Genomic DNA, 22,233 nt, shown 5'->3' with positions numbered 1-22,233 from the left:
CTCCGGAATGATGGCTTCTGCGCAGCGCCGATAGGATCGGAGCAACGAGCACTCGAGGAGGAGAGCGCATGGAGTCGGTCGACGTCGTCGTCATCGGAGCGGGGTTCGCGGGGCTGATCGCCGCGAGAGAGCTGGGCGACGCCGGGCTGAGCGTCGTGGTGCTCGAGGCGCGCGACCGCGTGGGCGGGCGCACCTGGACCGACCGCCGCTTCGGCCACGACCTCGAGCTGGGCGGCACCTGGGTGCACTGGGTGCAGCCGCACACCTGGGCCGAGATGACCCGCTACGGTCGGGAGATCGAGCGGAGCCCCAGCGCCGAAGAGGCGTACTGGCGCGATGCCGACGGCGCCTCCAGGCGCGGCACCATCGCCGAGTTCATGGCGCTGATCGACGACGGGCAGCAGCGCATCATCGATGATGTGCGCGAAGCGATTCCGCGCGGCGTCGCACCGACGGCGGGGAGCATCTCGCAGCTCGACGACCTCAGTGTGCAGGATCGCATCGACGCACTCGCGCTCGACCCCGAAGCGCGAGCGGCGAATGAAGCGGTGTGGGTCGGGCACGTGAACGCGCCGCTCGACCAGGTCGGCTTGTCGAGCGCACTGCGCTGGGTCGCGGCGACCGGCGGGCACTGGCAGCTCATGCACGAGGCATCGGCGACCTACCGCGTCGTCGGCGGCATGAGCGCGTTCACCTCGGCCATCGCGGAGGACGTGCGCGGAGAGGTGCGTCTCGAGGCCGCGGTGCGATCGGTTTCGGACGCGGCCGACGGCGCGACGGTGGAGCTGGTCGATGGCTCGCGGATCCACGCGCGCCGTATCATCTGCACCGTTCCGGTGAACGCGATCTCGACCATCGCCTTCGACCCGCCGCTGCCCGACGCCTGGCAGCGACTGGGGGCCGAGCGCGTCGCGTCTCAGGGCACGAAGGCGTGGATCCGTGCGCGCGGGCACGTGACGCGGTTCTTCGCGTACGCGAGCCAGCACGACCCGCTCTCGGTGCTCAAGGCAGAGTATTACGGCTCCGACGCAGACGGCGACTACACGCTGCTCGTCGCATTCGGCCCCGACCACACCCGGCTCGACCTCGACGATCTCAGCGCGGTGCAGGCGGCGGTCGACGCCTTCCGCCCCGGAATCGAGGTGACCGGTGCCACCGGCCACGACTGGATGGCCGATCCGCTCTCGCAGAACACCTGGATGACCCATCGCCCCGGCCAGCTCACGCGATACCTCGACGATCTGCAGCGGCCGCACGGCGCGGTGCACTTCGCGACGACCGACAACGCGAACCTGTGGGGCGGGTTCGTCGACGGCGCGATCGAGAGCGCACTGCGCGAGTCGCGCCGCATCGCGGCCGCGCTCGCCTGACCGGCGAGCCCGCCCCACCCCGCCCTCTCCTCCCCCTACGGAGCGGGGTCACTTCTGGTGCGTGTCGCGCGCGCAACACGCACGGAAAGTGACCCCGCTCGCACGAGGGGAGGGGCGCCCCGCTACGCCTCGTGGACGATACGGCCGTCGACGACGGTCAGCACGATCGGCAGCTCGGGCAGCGCGTCGGCATCGGTCGCCACGGGGTCCGCGGCCCAGACCGTCAGATCGCCCGCCGCACCGATGGCGATGACGCCGCGATCGGCGTGACCCCTCGCCCGCGCGGGCCAGAGCGTGTACGCGAGCAGGGCCTCCTCGCCGGTGAGCCGCTGCGCGGGCTCGAACACGTTCGCAGACGGGTCGCCCGGAGTGTGCCGCCCGCGCGCCCACGCCATGCCGATGCGCGGATCGTACTGCGCCACCGGCCAGTCCGACCCGAGCACGAGCCTGGCACCGGCGTCCAGCACGTCGCGCACCCGGTACCCGGTGCTGTTGCGCCCCTCGCCGAGCCGCTTCGCCCAGGTGTCGCTGTGATCGGAGGACCGCCATTGCATGTGCAGGGGCTGCATCGAGGCCGTCACCCCGCTGCCGCGCAGCTGCTCGACGTCGGCGTCCGAGAGCACTTCGAGGTGCTCGATGGAGTGGAACGGCAGGCCGTCGCGCTCGGGGAGCCCCGCGTAGACGTCGAGCACCCGGCTGACGGCGTAGTCGCCGACCGCGTGCGTGGCGATGAGCATGCCCGCGTCGTGGTAGGCGCGCACCACCTCGCCGTACCGCTCCCACGACGGCCAGAACGCGGCGCGCCCGTCGCCGCACGCGTCGGGCTCGTGCAGCCAGGCGGTGCCCGTGTCGATGACGCCGTCGCTGAAGAGCTTGATGGCGCCGGTCTGCCACAGGCGGCCGGCGCGATCCTTCGCCGCGATGACGCGCTCCACGTCGGCGTCGGTGTCGCCCACGGCGTGCCAGTGGTGCACGGTGAGGCGGTGATCCAGCTCGCCCCGCTCCTCCAGCTCGGCGAGCAGCTCGACCGTGGCGTCCTTCCCGTCCATGATCGCACCGCCGGTGAGCCCGACCGACGCGAGGCGCCGGAACATGTCGCGCAGCGCGTCGCGCTCCTCATCGGGCGCCGGGCGGGGCGCGGCGTCGAACACGAGGTTGTACGCGGTGGGTTCGCGCAGCTCGCCCGTGGGCGCCCCGGCATCGTCGACGACGATCTCGCTCGCGTCGTCGAAGTCGCGAGCTCCCGTGATGCCGGCCGCTTCGAGTGCAGGGGCGGTGGCGAGCCCGGTGTGCAGGTCGTAGCAGATGAGCGCGACGGGTCGCCCCGGAGCGGCATCCGCGAGCAGGTCGCCGCGCATCCCCGTGTGCTCGAACGCCTCGTATTCGAGGTTCCACCCGCGGAGCCACGCCCCCTCCGGCAGGCGCGCGTGCTCTGCGGCGAGCGCGGATCGCAGTTCCTCGATCGTCTCGAGCCCGCCGAGGTCGAGGCCCGCGGTCACCGACGCCGCCCAGTGCGGGTGGGTGTGCGAGTCGAAGAGGCCGGGGGTCACCGTCGCTCCCGCGAGGTCGCGGGTCGGGATGCCGAACTGAGCCGCGGCCTCGGCGACCTCTTCGTCGGTGCCGACGAGCTCGATGCGACCTGAGCGGATCAGGATCGCGGTCGCGTCGGTGGTCTCATCCGTGTTGCTGCGCAGGGCCGCGCCGATCAGCGCGAGGTCGCCTCCGGTGTGCTCCATGATGCTCCGTTCTCAGTGACGATGTGCAGGTGGTGGCGGGCTCAGTGCCTGCCGATGGGGCTGTAGTGCCGACGCGGAGCGGTCTCCGTGCCGAAGCGTGCGGGATCCCAGTGCCGGTCGAACTCCTCGTCGGAGGGGTCGCCGGCCACGAGTGCGGGGAGGTACTCCCCCATGAACGCAGCGTACTTGAAGCCCTCTCCGGAGTCGCCGCAGGCGAGCACGACGGAGGGGTGGGTGCGCCCGATGATGAAGTCGCCGTCGCCCGAATCGGTCCACGTGCACACCTGGGCGCCGAGCACACGGGGAACGATCGCGGTGAGGTCGCGCTCGACGCGGGCGCGGATCGTCTCGGTACGGGCCGGATCGGGGCTGCGATCGAGGTCGTCGCCGAGTGTGCCCCCGGCGAGCGCTCGCAGAGGCCGGTCGAGCCCGATCTTGTACCCGAGTGCTCCGTTCGGCATGGCGTACACCCCGGCGGAATCGGGCCCGTGCTCCGATGGCACCGCCTGCGGGCAGTCCACGAGCCCGGGGAGGTCGGGGGCGGGCGGCTCGGCCGCTGCGTCGCCCACGTAGACGACCTGCTCGATGTAGGGGGTGAGCGGGAGCGCGATGCCGAGGCCGGGCAGCAGCTCCGCCGTTCCCGGCCCGGCCGCGACGAGCACCTGGTCTGCGGTGCGGCTCTCGCCGTTCGCGAGTCGCACCGTCGCGGAAGCGGGCCCCGGCTCGATCGCGGTGACGCGGGTCTGCGGCAGATAGTCGCCCCCGGCTTCGATGAACGCCGCGAGGGATCGCTCGAGCAACCGGTGGATGTGCACCACTCCGGCCTGCTCCACGTAGAGCGCATCGCGCCCGTCGGGGCGCAGACCGTCGAAGACCTCCGCGACGCGGTCGGCCGCGATGCGCTCGACGGGTTCGCCGATCGAGGCGAGTGATTCGGCGACGGCGGGAAGCGAGGCGTCGTCCCGCCAGAGCAGTCCGGTGCGGCGGTGGACGGGCTCCCCCAGTCGCGCTCCCAGGCGCTCCATCGCGTCGAGCGTCCCCCTGAGCGAGCGGGCCCGCCAGGGCTGCGTGTCTGCCAGTCGCCACAGACGGGTGCTCCCTCCGTTGGAGGCCGATGGGCCTCCCGGCTCGAAGCGCTCGACCAGGGTGACGTCCCAGCCGCGATCCTGCAACCCGAGTGCCGCCGGGAGCCCCCAGGCCCCCGCTCCCACCACGATCGCCGAGGCGCGGCCCGCTCTCGCCATCACGGGCTCAGTCCGCGATCGTCGTGAAGTGCTTGCGCAGGGGCTCGTGCACCCGCCAGACGCCCACCCATCCCGACGGCATGACCATGACGTCGCCCGGTCCGAACGACTCCGGCTCCTCACCGTCGACCTCGATGGTCACGCGGCCCGAGAGGATCGTGCAGATCTCGGTGTACCCGAGGCGCTCAGCGGTGAAATCGCCGACCGTGCACTCCCAGAGGCCGGTCGAGATACGGTCATCGCTCCATACCGTCGAGGACGCCTCGGTCTGGCCGGGCGTCAGCGCGGTCGGCTTCGGCTCATGATCTCCCAGGCGAAGCGCGTCGGTGCCGTGCGCGGCGTAGGTGCGAACCGTGCTGGTGGTGCTCATGTGTACTGCTCCAATCGGATGGTGTGTCAGTGCCGGCCGGTGACGACGTCGGCGATGTGCGCGATGGGCGAGGTCTGCTTGCGCCCCGCCAGTTCCGAGCGGTCGGCGAGCCCGTACGCGGCGTACAGGCCCTTGGTCGCCAGCCAGCGCAGCGGTTCCGGCTCCCACTTGCGCACCCGGTGGTTCACCCAGGGCAGGCCCGTGATCTCGGTGTCGTTCCCCAGAATGAGGTCGGCGATCGTGCGCCCCGCGAGGTTCGTCGACGTGACGCCCGTGCCCACGTAGCCGCCGCCCCACGCGATCCCCGTCGCCCGGTCGAGCCCGACCGTGGCCGCCCAGTCGCGCGGCACCCCGAGCACGCCCGACCACACGTGATCGATCGCGGCGTTCCGCGTCACCGGGAAGAAGCGGTGCAGGATCTCGCTGAGCGTCTCCACCGTCACCTCCGGTGTGCGGCCGTCGGTGTCGGTCTTCGACCCGTACTGGTAGGGAACGCCGCGGCCGCCGATCGCGATGCGGTCGTCGGCGGTGCGCTGCGCGTACATGTAGACGTGCGCGAAGTCGCCGAGCACCTCCCCCTGGTTCCAGCGCAGCTCGTCCCACACGTCGGCGCCGAGCGGCTCGGTGGCGATGAGCGAGGAGTTCATCGGCAGCCAGAGGCGGTGCAGTCCCTTGAGGTTGGCGGTGAACCCCTCGGTGGCGCGCACCACATACTCGGCCGACACCGTGCCGTGCGTCGTGTGCACCCGGTGGGGAGCGATCTCGACGACGCGCGTGCGCTCGTAGATCTCGACGCCGAGGCGCTCCGCGGCGGCGGCGAGGCCCGCGACGAGCTTCGCCGGCTGGATGCGCGCGGCGTGCGGGTGCCAGACGGCGGCCCGAGTGCGGGCGACGTTGATCTTGGCCTGCGCCTCGGCCTTCTCGAGCAGTTCGAGGTCGGTGTGCTTCCACCGCTGCTCCGACGCCGCGAACGCCCGCAGGCGGGACTCCTGCGCCGGGGTGTAGGCGACCCCGAATTCGCCGCCGCGTTTGATGTCGGCGTCGATCCCCTCCGCATCGGCGACTCGGATCACCTCGTCGACCGTCTCGTTCATGGCGCGCTGGAACCGCTCGACCGCGTCACGGCCGTGGGTCTTCTCGTACTGCTCGCGGCCGCCCGTGACCGAGTTCGTCAGCCAGCCGCCGTTGCGGCCCGACGCGCCGTAGCCCGCGTGCCGCTGTTCGACGACCACCACGCGGAGCTCGGGTCGCTGCTGCTTCAGGTAGTACGCGGTCCAGAGGCCCGTGTACCCCGCCCCGACGATCGCGACGTCGGCGGTCAGGTTGCCGGGCAGGGCAGCACGCGGGGTCGGCGCGCCGATCTGCTGCCACCAGTGGGAAACGTTGCCGTTGATCATGAGTATCGGTCTTTCTGCCTCATCGGGCGTGTGGGAGAAGTGGAGCGTGACGTGAGCGGCGCGCGGCCTCGAGCTGCATCAGAGCGGGAAGACCGAGGCCGAACCCGGGTTCCAGCTGAGCCAGGCCGACTCGTTCTCGCCGTGCAGCCAGTCGAGCCCGCGGTCGCCGCGCACGACGCCGGTCGAGCCGTCGGGCAGCACGATCTCGTACTTCCACCCCGACCCGAGGTAGATCGCCTGGCGCACGGTGACGGGGACGGCAGGGCGCCCGGGCGCCACCCCGTCGGGGGTCGCGTGGAGTTCGCCGTGCTCGGGGCGCACGACCGTGATCGATGCACCGTCGTCGCTCGTGACCTTCGTCGACTCGCCGATGAAGCCGGCGACGAAGAGGGAGGCGGGGCGCTCGTAGAGATCCTCGGACGTGCCGACCTGCTCGATCCTGCCCTCGTTGAAGACGGCGATGCGATCGGACAAGGTGAGGGCCTCCTCCTGATCGTGCGTGACGAAGACGAACGTGCGGCCGACTTCGCGGTGCACCCGGCGCAGTTCGAGCTGCAGTCGCTCGCGCAACTGCTTGTCGAGCGCGCCGAGCGGCTCGTCGAGCAGGAGCACCTTCGGCTCGAAGACGAGCGCACGAGCCAGAGCCACGCGCTGCTGCTGGCCGCCCGACAGCTCCTTGGGATGCCGATCCTCGTATCCTTCGAGACCCGCGGTGACGAGCGCCGCTCTGGCGCGCTCCGCAGCTTCCGCCCGCGCCACCTTGCGCTGCTTCAGCGGGAACAGCACGTTGTCGAGCACCGAGAGGTGTGGGAACAGCGCGTAGTGCTGGAACACGATGCCGAGGCCGCGCTTGTGCACCGGCACATCGTCCATGCGGCGACCGTCGATCTCGACATAGCCCTCGGTGAGATCGGTGAATCCCGCGATCAGGTTGAGCGTGGTCGTCTTCCCGGATCCTGACGGCCCGAGAAAGGTCATGAACTCTCCGGCCTCGACGCGGAGGGAGACGTCATCGAGGGCGATGGACTTCGGGTAGTGCTTCGAGACTCCTGCGAGCAGGATCTCGGCGCCGCGCTGATTACGCTCGTCGGGCACGATTCTTCCTTCCGGTCAGCACCAGCGCGCCGATCACGAGCACGGTGGTGAACACGAGAATGACGGTCGCGGCTGCGGCGAGCGTCGGGTCGGTATCGCGAGTGACACTCGCGTACATGAGTACAGGGAGGGTGTTGAGATACGGGCTCTTGATGAAGAGGGAGAGCACGACCTCGTCGAACGAGGTGACGAACGCGAACAGCGCCCCCGAGACGATGCCCGGAACGATGTTCGGCAGCGTCACCGTGAGGAACGTCTTCAGTCGACTCGCACCGAGACTCAGCGCCGCCAATTCGAGGCGGTCGTCGAACCCGGCGAAGCCCGCGGTGATGGCGATCACGGTGAAGGGCAGCGCGAGCACGGTGTGGGCGAGCACGAACCCGAGCACAGTGCCGACGAGCCCGAGCTTCAAGAAGACCGCGTAGATGCCGATCGCGACGACGATTCCCGGCACGACCATCGGCGCGAGCAGGCCGATGCGCAGCGTGGTCGACAACCGTTTCTGAGTGAGCGCCCGCAGCCCGAGCGCGGCCAGGAGGCCGAGCACCGTCGCGAGGAGGGCTACGAGCAGGCCGACGAGCAGCGAATTGGTGAGCGCCGAGGTCCAGGCCCGGTTCGAGAAGAACGACTCGTACCACTGCAGCGACCAGGTCTCGGGCGGGAAGGCGAACGACGCCTTGCCCGTGAAGCTCAACGGGATCACGACGAGGGTGGGCGCGATGAGCCAGAAGGCCACCAGCACGCTGAAGGCCCACAGCACCACTCGGGTGACGGGATGGATCTTGATCATCAGAACACCTCCACGGCGAGGCCCTTGCGGCGCGCCGATCTCACGATGAGGCCGACGACGGCGAGCAGCAGGAACGTCGCGACGAGCAGGATCACGCCGAGCGCCCCACCGCGACCCCATTCGAGCAGACTGCTCACCTGCGCGTAGATGGCTTGAGCGAGCATGCTGTCCGACGGCGACCCGAGCAGCGCCGGGGTGACGTAGAAGCCGAGCGACTGGATGAACACCATCAGCGAGCCCGCCGCGATGCCCGGGATCGAGAGCGGGAGGAACACGCGCAGGAACGCGATGGACGGCCGCGCCCCGAGGGAGCGCGCCGCCGTGACGAGCCTGCCGTCGATGCCGCTCATGACGGCGTACAGCGGCAGCACCATGAACGGCATCAGCACCTGGCTCAGACCGATGAGTACGCCGGTGTTGCTGCGGAGCAGCTGGAAGGGCCCGAGCCCCAGCATCTCGAAGAACGAGTTGACGACACCGGAATCCTGCAGCAGCACGATCCAGGCGAAGGTGCGGATCATCAGCGAGGTCCAGAACGGGATCAGCGAGATGACGACGAGCGCAGCGCGCGCCCGCGGCCCGACCACGGTCATGAGGAAGGCGTAGGGGTACGCGAGCAGCAGGCAGATGACGGTGGCGAGGAACGCATTGCCGAAGGTGCGGCCGAGAATCTCGAGATTCTGCGGGTTCTGCAGAGCCCACGTGTAGTTGCCGAAGCCGAGCTCGGGCTCGCTGACACTGCGCCACATGCTCTCGAACACCGGGTAGGCGAACACTCCAACGAGCAACGCATACGCGGGAAGCAGGAGCAGCAGCGCCCGGGCGGGTGCGCGCCGCGAGGTGTTCGCGGCGCGCACCACGGGAAGATTCGTGGTGGTCACGGGTTACCAGCTCATCCCTGCAGCCACGCCGTCCAGCGCTCGAGCTCCGAGTCGTAGTTCTCGGCCCACCACTGGGCGTCGGTCGCGACCATCTGGTCGGCGATCTCCGGGTCGGTCACGAGGTACTGCTGCCCGAGCTCGTCGAGTGCGGGTTCGGCTTCATCGTGCACGGGCGAGTACGAGGTGAGCTCGGTGAGCTTCTCCTGCTGCTCCTTGCCCAGGTAGTAGTTGATGAAGGCCATCGCCGCATCGGGGTTCGCCGCGCCCTTCGGCACGCCGAGCGCCTCGACGATCTGCAGCGACTCGTTCCAGATCGGCTGGTAGTTCGCGCCGTTCGCGACGGCGGCGTAGCCGCGGCCCGACCAGACGAGGGCCATGTCGGCCTCGCCCGACTCGATCATCTGCTGAGACTCCGCTCCCGTCTTCCAGAAGATGAGATCATCGCGGATGGTGTCGATCCGCTCGTACGCGCGGTCCATGTCGAGCGGGTACAGGTCGTCGGCCGCGACACCGTCTGCGAGCAGCGCACCCTCGTAGACGCCCGGGCCGACGTCTTCGAAGCCGGCGATCGCTCGCTTGCCCGGGAACTTCTCCGTATCGAAGAAGTCATCCCAGCCGGTCGGCGGAGTCGAATAGGTGTCGGCGTTGTACAGAATGACGTAGCCGTACTGCATCGCGGGAACGTAGCAGTCGCCGACGAGGCCCTCGGGAACATGCGACGTGTCGACGATCGACGTATCGATGTCCATCAGCAGGCCTTCTTCTCCGCACTGCTTCTGAGCCCAAATGATGTCCGTGTCGACGACGTCCCAGGTGACCGCGTTGTTGTCGACCTGCGCCTTCACCTTGGCGTACTCCGTCGGGCCGTCTTCGAGCACGTTCGCGCCCGATTCCTCGGCGAACGGTCGGCCGACCGCTTCCATCTGCCCCTCCTGGAACACGCCGCCCCAGGAGACGAACGTCAGGTTCATCCCGTCGAGCGCGCCCTCCTTCACGGTGCCCACTTCAGCCGGGCCGCTGCCGAGGTCGATGTCTGCGGCCGGGCCGGGCGCCGAGCAGCCGGCGAGCAGTGCGCCGGCTCCCAGGACAGCCAGGCCCGTCGTCAGTGTGCGGGCGATTCGTTTCTTCATGATGCGTCCTCTCCATTGATGGTCATGCATGGTGCGGCGTGCCGTGCGCGGTGTCGTCAAGCGCTGTGGGCCTCTTCGACCGGCGTCGGCGGGCTGTTGATCCAGATCACGCTCGCCGGCGCGTCCGATTCGTTGACGACCCGGTGGGGCACCGAGCTCAAGAATTCGATCGAGTCATCGGTGCGCAGCGTGTAGCGATCCTCGCCCAGCTGCAGCACGATCTCACCGACGGTGACGACGAGCATCTCCTGCGATTGCCCGTGCGTGTAGAGATCGGCGCCGGTCGAACCGCCGGGCTCGAAGTGCCCCGCGTAGACCTCGAGATTGCGCAGCGGCGGCAGCGAGAGCACGTACTTGTCGGCCCCTTCGAGGGGCAGCGTCGGCCGGTCTGCTGCGCGGAGCACGCCTCGCGTGTGCGCGAGCTTGTCGTCCAGCAGCTGCGCGGGCGAGACGCCGAGCGCGATCGCGATCTTGCGGAGCGATGCGACGCTCGCATTCGTTCGAGCGTTCTCGAGCTGGCTCAAGAAGCTGGAGCTGACACCGGCGGCTGCGGCGAGCGCGCGCAGGCTCATGCCGCGCACCTCGCGCAGCGCAGCCACGCGTCGCCCGAGCTCGAGCGCGTCATCTGCCGACATGGTTCCTCCTCGAACCGCTGTACCGCACCAATGCGGATACTGAACAGAGCGTTCAGTGAATTCGGTCCCACCGTACAGCGCCGATTCGCATCTCGCAACGAGCGATACACGTTCGTGATCTCCGCAGAGGGGCCGCGCCCGTGAAAGGTCGGTACTGTGCACGGTGCAGCCGACTACTGCACTTCTCCGACCACTCACGTGTTCGTTCTCATCGCGCGCGGATCGAGCGTAGTATTACGGGGTCTGCCACAAGCGGGCACGCCCGACGTCGCGCACTGAGCCCGATCCGGGTTCGAGTTGCTCGCACATTCGCACTCCTTTCCGAAAGCCGCACTGTGTCAGTCACCACTGCCCTTCCGTCGACCCAGCCTCGCAATTCGCGCTCGCGCGTGATCCTGGCGAGCCTCGTCGGCACGACCATCGAGTTCTACGACTTCTACGTCTACGCCACCGCGGCGGTACTCGTCTTCCCGCACCTCTTCTTCCCGTCCGACAACGAGACGACCGCGCTGCTCGCCTCCTTCGCGACCTTCGGCGCCGCGATGCTCGCCCGTCCGGTCGGCGCCATCTTCTTCGGTCACCTCGGCGACCGCCTCGGCCGCAAGACCACGCTGGTCGCATCGTTGCTCACAATGGGAATCGCGACGTTCGCGATCGGGCTGCTGCCCACGCACTCCCAGGTCGGCGTGTGGGCGGCCGTGCTGCTGCTCATCATGCGCCTCGCCCAGGGCTTCGCGCTCGGCGGCGAATGGTCGGGTGCGGCGCTCGTCGCGACCGAGAACGCCCCGGCGGGCAAGCGCGCCTGGTACGGCACGTTCCCGCAGCTGGGCGCCCCGATCGGCTTCATCATCGCGAACATGCTCTTCTACGTGATCAACCATCTGCTCGCCGATCCCTCGAACCCGGGCCAGCCCTCATCCGCGTTCCTCGACTGGGGATGGCGCATCCCCTTCCTCTTCTCGGCCGTGATGGTGATCGTCGGCCTCTGGGTGCGCCTCAAGCTGGTCGAATCGCACGCGTTCGAGCAGGCGAAGCAGTCGGGCGGTGTGAAGCGCATGCCGATCGCGGAGGCGTTCAAGTTCCACTGGAAGGGCCTCATCCTCGGCACGTTCGCGATGCTCGCCACCTACGTGCTCTTCTATCTGATGACCTCCTACACGCTGACGTACGGCACTCGCCCGACCGACGCCGAAGTGCCCGGCGCGGGCTACACGTACAACTCCTTCATTCTGATGCTGGTGTTCGGCGTCGTCTTCTTCGGCATCTTCACCCTCGTCTCGGGCCCCCTCGCCGACCGCTTCGGCCGTCGCAAGACGCTGCTCGTGGTGACCGGCGGAATCGTGCTGTTCGGTCTGCTGTTCGTGCCGATGCTCGGCGGCGGCAGCACGCCGATGGTGATGTTCTTCCTCGCACTGGGCTTCACGCTCATGGGGCTGACCTTCGGGCCGATGGGCGCGTTCCTTCCCGAGATGTTCCCCACGAACGTTCGCTACACGGGTTCGGCGGTGGCCTACAACGTGTCGTCGATCCTCGGTGCGGCACTGGCTCCGATCGTCGCGGTCTGGCTCTGGGGTCTCGCCGACGGCAGCCCGCTGCTCGTCGGCCTGTACCTCTCGGCTTCGGGCCTGATCACGTTCGTATCGCTGCTCCTCACGAAGGAGACCAAGCACGTCGACATCGACGCCTGATACCTCCTCTTCCGCACGGCCCGCGCGCATCTCCCCGGGGATGCGCGCGGGCCGTCGCCGTTGCGCCCAAATTCCTGCGACTGTACAGTGAGCGGCAGGCCACTGAACAGAGCGTTCAGCAAGGTCGGGTGCGAGCCGCGTTCGAGGAGGAACAGGGAATGGACATCGTCGTCATCGGGGCCGGTCTCGCCGGCCTCTCCGCCGCGTGGGAGCTCGAAAAAGCCGGTCATCGGTGCACAGTGCTCGAGGCGAAGGATCGCGTGGGCGGGCGCACATGGTCAGCGCGTCTGGGCAACGGTGAGATCACGGAGCGGGGCGGCGAATACATCTTCCCCACGGAGTTCCCGATACGGCGCCTGGCGGCGGAGATCGGCGTGCCGATCCTCTCGCACAACGTGCGATACGGGCGCCGCACCGTCAACGGCCGCGTGATCACCTTCGACGAGCTCGGAGAAACCGTCGAACGCGTGGCGAGCACGCTGCGCTCCATGCTCGCCGACGGTGATTCGCGCGTCTCGCTCGAGCGCGCCTTCGCCGAAGCGCTCGGACCCGAGTACCGTCTCGACCCCGTCTATCGGCGCACCACGACCTCGGCGGCGGCTGATCCGACTCTCGTCAGCGCTGAAGCCGTGCTGCTGCGCGACGCGCCATCCTCGGCGGGGTACGTCGAAGACGGCGGGCGTCTCGTCGGAGGCAACCAGAGCCTGTCGATCGAGATCGCTCGCCGCATGGGCGATCGGGTTCGCCTCGAGCACCCCATCTCCGGCCTGGAGCAGACCGCATCGGCCGTACAGGTGACGCTCGCCGACGGTCGGCGGATCGACGCGGATGCCGCGGTGCTCGCCGTGCCGCTCCCCGTGCTGCGCGACCTCGAGCTCGGCTTCGAACTTCCGGAGGCTCAGCAGCGTGCGCTCGACCATCGGTTCATGGCCGTCGCTGCGAAGCTCGGAGTCCCCCTCTCGCACGTGGATGACGACATCGCGCTGCAGAATCCGGAGCACACCTGGTGGTCGTGGCGATCCTTGTCGGCAGACGGGGAGCACCGCATCAAAGCGCTGTCATCGTTCGCCGGCGGCCCGTTCGCACTCGACGCGCTCGGCGTGGAATCGGGGCCGGACGGCTGGGTGCGGGCCATGCGGGAGATGCGACCCGAGCTCGAGATCGACGGCGACGTGCTCCTCACCACGTGGGCCGACGATCCGTTCACTCGCGGCTCGTACACCGCAGCCGGCCTCGACTGGGAGGAGGCCGACATGCACGCCTTCGAGCGCTCGGCGGGGCGCGTCGCGATCGCGGGGGAGCACACGGGGCTCGCCCAGTCGCTGTCGGGCGCTGTCGCCTCGGGATACCGGGCCGCCGCGGCGCTGCATCAGCACCTCACGGCGTGATCCGCTAGCGCGCGCAGCTGCAGCGCTGATCCTTCGCGACTCCGGCGAGGGCCTCCTCGACGTGCAGGCCGCACCCCGCCCAGGTCACCTTGCTGCAGGTGGAACAACGGACCGGTGAGCACATCGCGGTCTCCTCTCGACAGAAACGCCCGGGTCTCGAGCGCGCCCACCATCATCGCACGGCAGCATGACCGTGGCCGCTGAACGGGGATGGGAGTGGTAGCTTGAGACCGGCTGTACCAGGGGAAGGGAGATGCCGAGATGGCTGAGTCCGAAACGGGATCGCCGCGGCGAGCGCGTGCGAACGCCAGACCGCAGGACGCGGACGGTGACGGCGCACTGACGGCCCAGCAGGTGGAAGCGGTGATGGCCGAGGCGACGGCCTGGGCGGATGCCGACATCGACGCCAGGACGCGCGCCGAAGCTCGAGCGCTGATCGACCGGGCTGGGCGCGGCGACGAAACCGCCATCGCAGAGCTCGCCTCCGCCTTCGACGGCCGGCTCGCGTTCGGCACGGCCGGTCTCCGCGGCCGCCTCGGTGCGGGGCCGATGCGCATGAATCGCGTCGTCGTCTCGCAGACCTCCGCGGGGTTCGCCGCCTACCTGCGAGAGCAGGCCGAGCGACGCGGATCGCGCGACGCCCCCTCCGTCGTCATCGGCTACGACGGGCGCATCGGCTCCGCGGTCTTCGCCCGCGACACCGCCGAGGTGATGAGCGGCGCGGGCATCGCGACGTACCTGCTGCCCGAGGCGGGCCCCACCCCGCTCACCGCGTTCGCAGTGCGCCACCTCGACGTGTCGGCCGGCGTGATGATCACAGCGAGCCACAATCCCCCGCGCGACAACGGGTACAAGGTGTATCTCGGTGACGACGATGCAGGATCGCAGATCGCCCCTCCGACTGACGCCGAGATCGCCGCGCACATCGAGCGTGCAGCAGCGACTCCGGTGAAAGATCTTCCGCGATCGCACGGCTACTCGGTGCTGGGCAGCGGTGTCGCGGACGCCTACGTTTCGGAGACGTCGGCGGCCGTGCTCGCGGGCCTGCCGCAGCGGACCGATGCGCCCGGCGTGGCGATCGGAGCAGACACCGACATCCGTGTCGTGTACACGGCGATGCACGGCGTGGGCGCCGAGCTCGCCCAGCGCGTCTTCCTCTCCTCCGGGCTGCCGCGCGTGACGCCCGTGCGCGAGCAGCTGATGCCGGACGGCCACTTCCCCACCGTCGACTTCCCGAACCCCGAGGAGCCCGGCGCGCTCGATCTCTCCATCCGCACCGCTCGGGCGACGCAGGCCGACCTCATCGTCGCTCATGACCCCGACGCGGATCGTCTCGCACTCGCAGCCCCGCACCCTGCCGAGGCTTCCGGGTATCGGCGGCTGACCGGCAACGAACTCGGCCTGCTGCTCGGCTGGCGGGCCGCCGAACGAGCGACCGCAGACGCGAAACAGCGTCAGGTCGCCGTGAGCGGGGTGCTCGCGTGCACGATCGTCTCGTCGCCCGCGCTGCGCGCCGTCGCCGAGGCGTACGGATTCGCATACGCCGAAACGCTGTCCGGGTTCAAATGGGTGTCCCGCGTTCCCGGCCTGGTGTTCGGGTTCGAGGAGGCGCTCGGCTACCTGATCCACCCCGCGGTGGTACGCGACAAGGACGGCATCTCCGCGAGCGCCGACGCGATCGCGATGGTTCGCGAGCTCGCCTCGCAGGGGCGCACGATCTGGGATCGGCTCGACGAGGCGAGCGAGCGCTTCGGCCACTTCGCGAGCGGTCAGGTGACGCTGCGACTCGCGTCGATGCCTGCCGCCTCCGCCCTTTCCGCTCGGGTGCGTCAGGATCCGCCGCGCGAGCTCGGCACGGTCGCGGTCGCGACGGCACGCGACCTGCTGGACCCCGGCGCCGCCGAGGTGCCGGCAGACGTGCTCCGCTACGATCTCGCCGACGGTTCGCGGGTGATGATTCGGCCGAGCGGCACGGAGCCCAAGCTGAAGGTGTACCTGGACACGTTCAGCGACGTCGGCACGGCCGCGGAGCGACGCGCCACTGCGGAGCGCGCCCTGGGCGAACTCGAGCGATCGGTTCGCGCGTACCTGGAGGGGCTGCAAACGGAAGCGGCTTCCGCGTGAGCGAGCAGTGGACCGCGAGCGATGCTGCGGCAGTGCTGCGACGGCCCGGCCCGCACGATGACAAGTACCGGCGCGGCGTGCTCGGCATGCGCACCGGCGCCGCGCACTACCCGGGCGCTGCCGTGCTCGGCGTCAGCGCTGCGTGGCGCACCAGTATCGGCATGCTCCGCTACGTGCCTCCCGTCGATGACGCGGCGCCCCCGTTCGGCCTCCCGACGCCCGCCTCAGCAGTGCTGGCCGCACGGCCCGAGACGGTGCTCGGCCCGCCCACCGGGCGATCGTGCGACGCCTGGGTCATCGGGTCGGGCACTGACGCGGCCACGCGTTCGGCCGCAGAGCTCAGGGAGCTGCACGAACTGCTCGGCGGCGGCGCCCCGGTCGTGGTCGACGCCGGTGCACTCGACCTGATCGCCGAGTGCGCGAGTCGCACCGCGCCGGTCGTGCTCACGCCGCACGGCGGTGAATTCGAGCGGCTCTGGCGCTCCGCCGACCTCGGCGACCTGCCCGCTGACTGGGACTCGCGCGGCACCGACCCCGCACCGCGCGCGCGGGCGACAGCGCACCTCGCATCCGTGCTCGATGCGACGGTGCTGCTCAAGGGCTCAGTGACCGTGTGCGCCACGCCCGAAGGTTGGACGCGCTCTATCGGGCCGGCGACACCGTGGCTCGCGAGCGCGGGAACGGGAGACGTGCTGGCCGGAATTCTCGGAGCCCTCGTCGCGGGCCGATCCGCCGACACTCCCCCTGATCACGAGCTGCTCGGGCGCCTCGGAGCGACCGCCGCGCTGCTGCACGATCACGCGGCGCGCCAGGCGTCGGGGGATGAGCGAGCAGACGGAACAGGCCGGCCGATCGTCGCGTCGGATGTCGCTGCCGCGATCCCCCGCGCGTTCGCCGAACTCGCTGCGCAGCACCGATAGACGCGCCGGCGCGACTCGTGCCGTGCCCGCGCAGGGACGAGCCGGAGGTTCAGGACTCAGCGGTGATGCGGCCGGCCACGAGCGGTCGAGGATCGGGGGCGGTGCTGCCGACCTCAACTGCTCCGCGCAGCGCCTCGAGCCCCCGGGCCATTCTTCCCGGGTGATCGCAGCCCGCGATGAACAGGGCGTCACCGGCACGCACGCGGTCGCCGGGCCGTACGAGCACCTCGACGCCCGCGGCGTGGTCGACCGGATCGCCCGGCCGCGCTCGCCCCGCACCGAGACGCCACGCTCCGACCCCGACCGCCCTCGCGTCGACTCTCTGCACGTATCCGTCGGCGTCGGCTCGCACGATCTCGTGCTCGCGGGCTTCGGGGAGTGCGGCGCTCGGGTCGCCGCCCTGAGCCGCGATCAGGCGCCGCCAGGCGTCCATCGCGCGTCCATCGTGGAGGGCGGGTGAAGGATCGATGTCCGGCATTCCGGCCAGCGCGAGCATCTCCCGCGCCAGGGCGAGGGTGAGCCCGACGACATCGGCGGGGCCGCCGCCGGCGAGCACCTCGACCGATTCCCGCACCTCGTTCGCGTTACCGACCGCGCGCCCCAACGGCGCATCCATGTCCGTCAGCAGCGCCACGGTCTCCAGGCCGGAATCCGCTCCGAGCCGCACCATCGTCGTCGCGAGCTCCCGCGCGTCGGCGACCTCGGGGAGAAAGGCGCCCGATCCGAATTTCACATCGAGCACGAGTCCCCCCGCACCCTCGGCGATCTTCTTGCTCATGATCGACGAAGCGATGAGCGGCACGGCTGCAACCGTGCCGGTGACGTCGCGGAGGGCGTACATCTTGCGATCCGCCGGAGCGAGGCCCGATCCCGCCGCGCAGATGACCCCGCCGATGTCGGTGAGCATCGCGATCATCTCGTCGTTGGAGAGCGATGCCCGCCACCCCGGGATGGACTCGAGCTTGTCGAGCGTGCCGCCCGTGTGACCGAGCCCGCGACCCGAGAGCTGCGGCACAGCGACTCCGAGCGATGCGAGGAGCGGCACCAGGGGCAGGGTGATCTTGTCGCCGACACCGCCGGTCGAGTGCTTGTCGATCGCAGGGCGGCCCAGTCGTGTGAAGTCCATGCGCTCGCCGCTCGCGATCATCGCCTCGGTCATGGCCCGGATCTCGTCGCGCTCCATGCCGCGGATCACGATGGCCATGAGGAGCGCGCTCATCTGCTCAGGCGCGACGGCCCCGCGCGTGAACGCGTCGATCAGCCAGGCGATCTCGTCAGGGGCGAGTGCCCGCCCGTTCCGCTTCGCGTTGATGAGGTCGACCACGTCGTGCGGTTCGACCGCGCGCTGCTGCTCCATGTCTCCAGCGTAGACCGCCCCGGGTCGCCAGTGCGGCGCCGAAGGCCACGACAGCGCCGACGCAGATCAGTGCTTCGGCCGAAGACGCGGAGGGCGTCTGCCCGACGAGCTCCGATGTTGCGGGAGCCAGAACCAGCGCGGCGAAGAGGGCGCAGGTGATCGCGAGGGCGGCGAGTATCGTGAGCGTCCATGTCGCCGGCTGACGGCGTCGGGAAAGTCGGCGTTGACGCATCGACGGGCTCCAGGTGAAGATCGGGGGTGAATTTCGAGTGAGCGCTCGGCTCCCGCCTCGGGGTACTTCTGGGGTTGGGGGTGAGACGAGAACCGAGCTCGCCTGTAACACGCGAAATCCGGCGGATCGTGACGCACGGTTGCCGAACTTCGTGGGAAAACTTGCCGAGACTCGGATTTTCTCGAGATTCGCCGCATACTAGAGGGCGGGGGTTCGCCGCGGTGTGTGCGCGGCGATGCGAGAACTTCGCATGGGCGGTTCTCGGTCAGTTGGGGTACCAGGAGTATGAGGAGACCCCAGAATGGCTGACTCAGCGCATGCCGAGCGCTCTGATGCGGAGCTGCTCGACGCGGTGCGCGCAGGAGACACCTCCGCGTTCGCGGTGCTCTGGACGCGCCACAGCACCGCCGGCCGCGCGGCCGCACGGCATCTCGGCTCTGCGTCATCCGCCGACGACATCGTCTCTGAGGCGTACCTGCGCATTCTCGAGCTCGTGCGCAAGGGCCGCGGCCCGCAGGGCGCGTTCCGCCCCTACCTCTACCGCACGATCCAGTCGATCGCAGTCGATTCCTGGCGGAGCCCTGAGGATGCGAACGACGACCTCGACGGCGTTCCCGACCTCACCGAGGCCGGCCCGTGGGAGGACGGCGCGTTCGACCGCAATGCAGCGGCTCGGGCCTTCGCCACGCTGAACGAGCGCTGGCAGGCTGTGCTCTGGTACACCGAGGTCGAGGACATGCCGCCGCGCGATGTCGCGCGGATTCTCGGGCTCACGCCCAACGGTGTTTCCGCCCTCGCGAAGCGAGCTCGTGAAGCGCTCCGCTCGGCCTGGGTCGAGGCGCACGTCGACCGCGAGCTTCGCGACGCCGAGTGCCGATCGACGCTCGATCGGCTGCAGCGCTACCAGCGAGGCAAGCTGACTGCCGCGGCGAGCCGCGAGGTCAGGGCGCATCTGGACTCCTGCGCAACGTGCGCCGGCGTCGCAGCCGAATACACGGTGCTCAACCGGCAACTCGCGCTCGTACTCGTCGGAATCCTGCTCGGCGGCGGATCAGCATTCAGCTTCCTCGGGAACTTCGGCGCAGCGGCGCCCGCGACGGCGGCCGGATTCGCCGATGGGTCTGCCGGGTCGACCGGGTCGGCGGGGTCTGCAGGGTCTGCAGGGTCGGCAGGGTCGGCGGGGTCTGCAGGATCCGCTTCGGCGGGCACCGTAGTGAGCGGGGGCATTCTCGGCGGAGTGTCGGGCACGCTCCTGATCGCCGCAGCGACCGCCGCGGCCCTCGTCATCGGCGGTGGGGCGGTCCACCTGACGCGTTCCACCGAGGCGTCGAGCACGCCGGCGATCGCCGCTGAGGCACCCATCGACCCGGAAGCGGAGTCGGAGTCCGAGCCGCGTCAGCAGGAACCCGGGGCCGAGGAGGAACGGCACGTCGACGATGCAGAGGAGCCGATCCGGGAAACCGATGGCGGGGACGGAGGCGGTACGAGCGCCGCCGAGCCCGAGGCGGGCGTCGATGTGCCCATCGAGGAGGTCGGGGTGCCGAGCTCCGAGCCGGCTGTTCCGGTGAATGGCGCGAACGCGCAGCCGGATCCGCACCCCTCGCTCGACCCCGCCCCGCGCCCCGACCCGGCCCCTACTCCGCAACCCGAGCCGCAGCCGGAACCGGAGCCCCAGCCCGAACCGGAGCCCCAGCCCCAACCGGAGCCCCAGCCCCAACCGGAGCCCCAGCCCGAACCGGAGCCCCTGCCCGAACCGGAGCCCGAGCCCCAACCGGAGCCCGAGCCCGACCCGCTCGCCCCGACCCACGTGCGGTGGGCGCTCTGCCCCGGCAACACCGTGTACATCGAGGGCCGTTCGGAGATGCTCGGGGCGATGGTGGCCTCCCGTATCGTCTCGAACGGCGAAGCGCTTGAACAGGACGAGCGGATGCAGGTCATTCCTGGCCCCGGCGGCCTCGGCATCTGGTACACGAGCAATCCCATTCCCCTCCCCGACATGAACGCCGATGGGATGATCGAAGTCCAGCTCACCACGAGTGACGGGCAGGCCTCCGGATGGACTTCCATCGACCTCGGCGCCGCGAGCGAAGCTCCAGCTGGTCCGGGATGCCCTATTCCTTAGCTTGACCCGCCGGGCGGCCGAGCTGCGGGTCGATCCCCGTCACGATCCACGAAGATGTCAGCAGCAGGGTGCGGCAGATCAGGTTGAACCAGAGCAGCAGACCGGCGAATACCGCGAACGTCGCGAGCAGCGGGTTGCTCGTCGCTCCGCCGATGAGCAGCCCGGCGAGCGCTTTGAGTCCCAGCATGACGAGCGCCCCCAGACCGCAGCCGACGACGAGACGCCATCGGGGTACGCGCACTTCGGCGAGGTACCGGTGCATGGCGACGAGCAGCACGATGTCGAAGACGTACACCGCGGCGTACCGCAGCACGGTGCCCAGTGTGCCGACGAACCAGTTGGTCTCGCTCGCGCCGATCCACGAGAGGAACTGGTCGGCCAGATTGGAGCTCAGCACCGTGAGCGCTGCCGAGACGAGGATCGCGGCGAAGAAGATGATCGCGAGCACGAAGTCACGCAGTTTCAGCAGCACCGGGTTGCGGTAGAGACGCACGTCGAGACCGAAGATGATCCGGATCGACCGACGCGTGCCGGTGAACCAGTTCAGCGCGACCCACACGAGCACCAGCCCGGCGATGACGCTCGACCAGTCGAAGGCACGGGCGCTCATCAGCTCGTCGATCGAGACCGCACCGTCGGCACCGACGAGTCCGGGGATGAACAGATTGATCTGCGCAATCACGGAATCGAGCAGTTCCGGTCGGCCGCGCAGCACGATGCCGAAGATGCCGAAGCCGAGCCACAGCGCAGCGAACACTGCGAACAGGGCCTGGTAGCTCATCCCCCCGGAGAGCACGATCCCTCCGACGTCCGAGAAGTGCAGGTACGCACGAACGGGCCGCAGCTTCTGTGCCCACTGCCACCGCTGCTTGCCTCGCTCGACCACCTCGGAGACGAGCGTCGCCCCGGAATCCTCCGAGCGATCGGAGTGGTTCCGGGGCGACGTCATTCAGCTGTTGCGAGCGAGGATCGAGCCTCGAGGCGTGTTATGCGACCTTGCCGGTGCGGATCGCGGCCTTGACCTCGGCGATGGCCTTGGTGACCTGAATGCCGCGCGGGCAGGCGTCGGTGCAGTTGAAGGTGGTGCGGCAGCGCCACACGCCCTCGGTGTCGTTCAGGATGTCGAGTCGCACCTCGGCGTTGTCGTCACGCGAGTCGAAGATGAAGCGGTGCGCATTGACGATGGCGGCGGGGCCGAAGTACTGCCCGTCCGTCCAGAACACCGGGCAGCTCGTCGTGCACGCGGCGCAGAGGATGCACTTCGTGGTGTCGTCGAAGCGCTCGCGATCCTCGATCGTCTGCAGGCGCTCCTTGCCGCCCTCGGGAGCGGAGCCCGCGACGAGGAACGGCTGCACCTCGCGGTAGGCCGCGAAGAAGGGCTCCATGTCGACGATGAGGTCCTTCTCGAGGGGCAGCCCCTTGATGGCCTCGACGTAGATCGGCTTCGAGATGTCGAGGTCCTTGATCAGCGTCTTGCACGCGAGGCGGTTGCGGCCGTTGATGCGCATCGCATCCGACCCGCAGATGCCGTGCGCGCAGGAGCGGCGGAACGACAGGGTGCCGTCCTGATCCCACTTGATGCGGTGCAGGGCGTCGAGGATTCGATCCGTCGGGTACATCTCGACGTCGAAGTCCTCCCAGAACGCGTCGCGACCGGACTCGGGGTCGAATCGGCGGATCAGCAGAGTGACCGTGAAGGGCTTCGGCGCTTCCGGAGCCTCGGCGACGGGAGCTTCAGCAGTTGCAGTGCTCAT

Annotated in this window: 18 protein-coding genes; 6 read left to right on the top strand and 12 right to left on the bottom strand. The window is 69.5% G+C overall.

Annotation, left to right across the window (positions count from 1 at the left end; translation table 11 throughout):
• Positions 1-68: 68 nt before the first annotated feature.
• On the top strand, positions 69-1,370 hold the full coding sequence (locus PQI23_RS00505) for a flavin monoamine oxidase family protein (protein ID WP_339970649.1): 1,302 nt from the start codon (positions 69-71) through the stop codon (positions 1,368-1,370).
• Between the two features lie 122 nt (positions 1,371-1,492).
• Here PQI23_RS00505 and PQI23_RS00500 read toward each other — a convergent pair whose 3' ends face one another.
• The 9 genes from PQI23_RS00500 to PQI23_RS00460 all read right to left on the bottom strand — a co-directional run bounded on the left by PQI23_RS00500 (position 1,493) and on the right by PQI23_RS00460 (position 10,648).
• Entirely contained in the window at positions 1,493-3,106 is a 1,614-nt protein-coding gene (locus PQI23_RS00500) for an amidohydrolase (RefSeq protein WP_339970648.1), read from the bottom strand.
• A 41-nt stretch (positions 3,107-3,147) separates the two neighbouring features.
• Positions 3,148-4,350 (bottom strand): NAD(P)/FAD-dependent oxidoreductase, encoded by a 1,203-nt coding sequence (locus tag PQI23_RS00495; RefSeq protein WP_339971135.1) that lies wholly within the window; start codon positions 4,348-4,350, stop codon positions 3,148-3,150.
• A 7-nt stretch (positions 4,351-4,357) separates the two neighbouring features.
• Complete coding sequence (locus PQI23_RS00490) at positions 4,358-4,720, bottom strand: cupin domain-containing protein (protein ID WP_339970647.1); 363 nt, start codon at positions 4,718-4,720, stop codon at positions 4,358-4,360.
• A 26-nt stretch (positions 4,721-4,746) separates the two neighbouring features.
• Positions 4,747-6,117, bottom strand: a complete 1,371-nt coding sequence (locus PQI23_RS00485; protein ID WP_339970646.1) for an NAD(P)/FAD-dependent oxidoreductase — start codon at positions 6,115-6,117, stop codon at positions 4,747-4,749.
• A 78-nt stretch (positions 6,118-6,195) separates the two neighbouring features.
• The gene (locus PQI23_RS00480) at positions 6,196-7,212 is read right to left on the bottom strand and encodes an ABC transporter ATP-binding protein (protein ID WP_339970645.1); all 1,017 of its coding nucleotides are present in this window, start codon (positions 7,210-7,212) and stop codon (positions 6,196-6,198) included.
• A complete protein-coding gene (locus PQI23_RS00475; protein WP_339970644.1) occupies positions 7,196-8,002 on the bottom strand; it encodes an ABC transporter permease in 807 nt (268 codons plus the stop codon). Before PQI23_RS00475 ends, PQI23_RS00480 begins: the two co-directional genes overlap by 17 nt.
• Positions 8,002-8,883: an ABC transporter permease gene (locus tag PQI23_RS00470; RefSeq protein WP_339970643.1), complete on the bottom strand. Its 882-nt coding sequence runs from the start codon at positions 8,881-8,883 to the stop codon at positions 8,002-8,004. Before PQI23_RS00470 ends, PQI23_RS00475 begins: the two co-directional genes overlap by 1 nt.
• Positions 8,884-8,894: 11 nt before the next feature.
• Positions 8,895-10,013 (bottom strand): ABC transporter substrate-binding protein, encoded by a 1,119-nt coding sequence (locus PQI23_RS00465; RefSeq protein ID WP_339970642.1) that lies wholly within the window; start codon positions 10,011-10,013, stop codon positions 8,895-8,897.
• A gap of 56 nt (positions 10,014-10,069) precedes the next feature.
• On the bottom strand, positions 10,070-10,648 hold the full coding sequence (locus PQI23_RS00460; protein WP_339970641.1) for a helix-turn-helix domain-containing protein: 579 nt from the start codon (positions 10,646-10,648) through the stop codon (positions 10,070-10,072).
• A 335-nt stretch (positions 10,649-10,983) separates the two neighbouring features.
• Between PQI23_RS00460 and PQI23_RS00455 the strand changes: the two genes are divergently transcribed.
• The 4 genes from PQI23_RS00455 to PQI23_RS00440 all read left to right on the top strand — a co-directional run bounded on the left by PQI23_RS00455 (position 10,984) and on the right by PQI23_RS00440 (position 16,768).
• Entirely contained in the window at positions 10,984-12,336 is a 1,353-nt protein-coding gene (locus tag PQI23_RS00455; protein ID WP_339970640.1) for an MFS transporter, read from the top strand.
• Between the two features lie 158 nt (positions 12,337-12,494).
• Positions 12,495-13,724 carry a flavin monoamine oxidase family protein gene (locus PQI23_RS00450; RefSeq protein WP_339970639.1) on the top strand — a complete coding sequence of 410 codons (1,230 nt, stop codon included), beginning with the start codon at positions 12,495-12,497 and terminating at the stop codon, positions 13,722-13,724.
• Positions 13,725-14,090: 366 nt separating this feature from the next.
• Positions 14,091-15,848 (top strand): phospho-sugar mutase, encoded by a 1,758-nt coding sequence (locus tag PQI23_RS00445; RefSeq protein ID WP_445238394.1) that lies wholly within the window; start codon positions 14,091-14,093, stop codon positions 15,846-15,848.
• The gene (locus PQI23_RS00440) at positions 15,845-16,768 is read left to right on the top strand and encodes an ADP-dependent NAD(P)H-hydrate dehydratase (RefSeq protein ID WP_339970637.1); all 924 of its coding nucleotides are present in this window, start codon (positions 15,845-15,847) and stop codon (positions 16,766-16,768) included. The genes PQI23_RS00445 and PQI23_RS00440 overlap by 4 nt, the downstream gene beginning before the upstream one ends.
• 49 nt (positions 16,769-16,817) lie before the next feature.
• On the opposite strand, the gene PQI23_RS00435 is transcribed toward PQI23_RS00440, so the two are convergent.
• On the bottom strand, positions 16,818-18,125 hold the full coding sequence (locus PQI23_RS00435) for a thymidine phosphorylase (RefSeq protein WP_339970636.1): 1,308 nt from the start codon (positions 18,123-18,125) through the stop codon (positions 16,818-16,820).
• Positions 18,126-18,658: 533 nt separating this feature from the next.
• Between PQI23_RS00435 and PQI23_RS00430 the strand changes: the two genes are divergently transcribed.
• Entirely contained in the window at positions 18,659-20,479 is a 1,821-nt protein-coding gene (locus PQI23_RS00430; protein ID WP_339970635.1) for a sigma-70 family RNA polymerase sigma factor, read from the top strand.
• Here PQI23_RS00430 and PQI23_RS00425 read toward each other — a convergent pair.
• Positions 20,469-21,428 carry a YihY/virulence factor BrkB family protein gene (locus PQI23_RS00425; RefSeq protein ID WP_339970634.1) on the bottom strand — a complete coding sequence of 320 codons (960 nt, stop codon included), beginning with the start codon at positions 21,426-21,428 and terminating at the stop codon, positions 20,469-20,471. The two genes, PQI23_RS00430 and PQI23_RS00425, sit on opposite strands and share 11 nt — an antisense overlap.
• Positions 21,429-21,465: 37 nt before the next feature.
• A complete protein-coding gene (locus tag PQI23_RS00420) occupies positions 21,466-22,233 on the bottom strand; it encodes a succinate dehydrogenase iron-sulfur subunit (RefSeq protein ID WP_339970632.1) in 768 nt (255 codons plus the stop codon).

The sequence above is a fragment of the Leucobacter sp. USCH14 genome (assembly GCF_037619215.1).
Taxonomy (GTDB): Bacteria; Actinomycetota; Actinomycetes; order Actinomycetales; family Microbacteriaceae; genus Leucobacter.
The sequence above is the reverse complement of the archived record's forward strand: the minus strand, read 5'-3'. Positions and strand labels throughout refer to the sequence as shown.

What these genes read in the sequence shown, in the direction of transcription:
- PQI23_RS00485 (WP_339970646.1), bottom strand. Translation starts at nt 6,117, where the DNA reads ATGATCAACGGCAACGTTTCCCACTGGTGGCAGCAGATCGGCGCGCCG.
- PQI23_RS00450 (WP_339970639.1), top strand. Translation starts at nt 12,495, where the DNA reads ATGGACATCGTCGTCATCGGGGCCGGTCTCGCCGGCCTCTCCGCCGCG.
- PQI23_RS00465 (WP_339970642.1), bottom strand. Translation starts at nt 10,013, where the DNA reads ATGAAGAAACGAATCGCCCGCACACTGACGACGGGCCTGGCTGTCCTG.
- PQI23_RS00445 (WP_445238394.1), top strand. Translation starts at nt 14,091, where the DNA reads ATGGCCGAGGCGACGGCCTGGGCGGATGCCGACATCGACGCCAGGACG.
- PQI23_RS00505 (WP_339970649.1), top strand. Translation starts at nt 69, where the DNA reads ATGGAGTCGGTCGACGTCGTCGTCATCGGAGCGGGGTTCGCGGGGCTG.
- PQI23_RS00490 (WP_339970647.1), bottom strand. Translation starts at nt 4,720, where the DNA reads ATGAGCACCACCAGCACGGTTCGCACCTACGCCGCGCACGGCACCGAC.
- PQI23_RS00430 (WP_339970635.1), top strand. Translation starts at nt 18,659, where the DNA reads ATGGCTGACTCAGCGCATGCCGAGCGCTCTGATGCGGAGCTGCTCGAC.
- PQI23_RS00420 (WP_339970632.1), bottom strand. Translation starts at nt 22,233, where the DNA reads ATGAGCACTGCAACTGCTGAAGCTCCCGTCGCCGAGGCTCCGGAAGCG.
- PQI23_RS00495 (WP_339971135.1), bottom strand. Translation starts at nt 4,350, where the DNA reads ATGGCGAGAGCGGGCCGCGCCTCGGCGATCGTGGTGGGAGCGGGGGCC.
- PQI23_RS00425 (WP_339970634.1), bottom strand. Translation starts at nt 21,428, where the DNA reads ATGACGTCGCCCCGGAACCACTCCGATCGCTCGGAGGATTCCGGGGCG.
- PQI23_RS00475 (WP_339970644.1), bottom strand. Translation starts at nt 8,002, where the DNA reads ATGATCAAGATCCATCCCGTCACCCGAGTGGTGCTGTGGGCCTTCAGC.
- PQI23_RS00500 (WP_339970648.1), bottom strand. Translation starts at nt 3,106, where the DNA reads ATGGAGCACACCGGAGGCGACCTCGCGCTGATCGGCGCGGCCCTGCGC.
- PQI23_RS00435 (WP_339970636.1), bottom strand. Translation starts at nt 18,125, where the DNA reads ATGGAGCAGCAGCGCGCGGTCGAACCGCACGACGTGGTCGACCTCATC.
- PQI23_RS00460 (WP_339970641.1), bottom strand. Translation starts at nt 10,648, where the DNA reads ATGTCGGCAGATGACGCGCTCGAGCTCGGGCGACGCGTGGCTGCGCTG.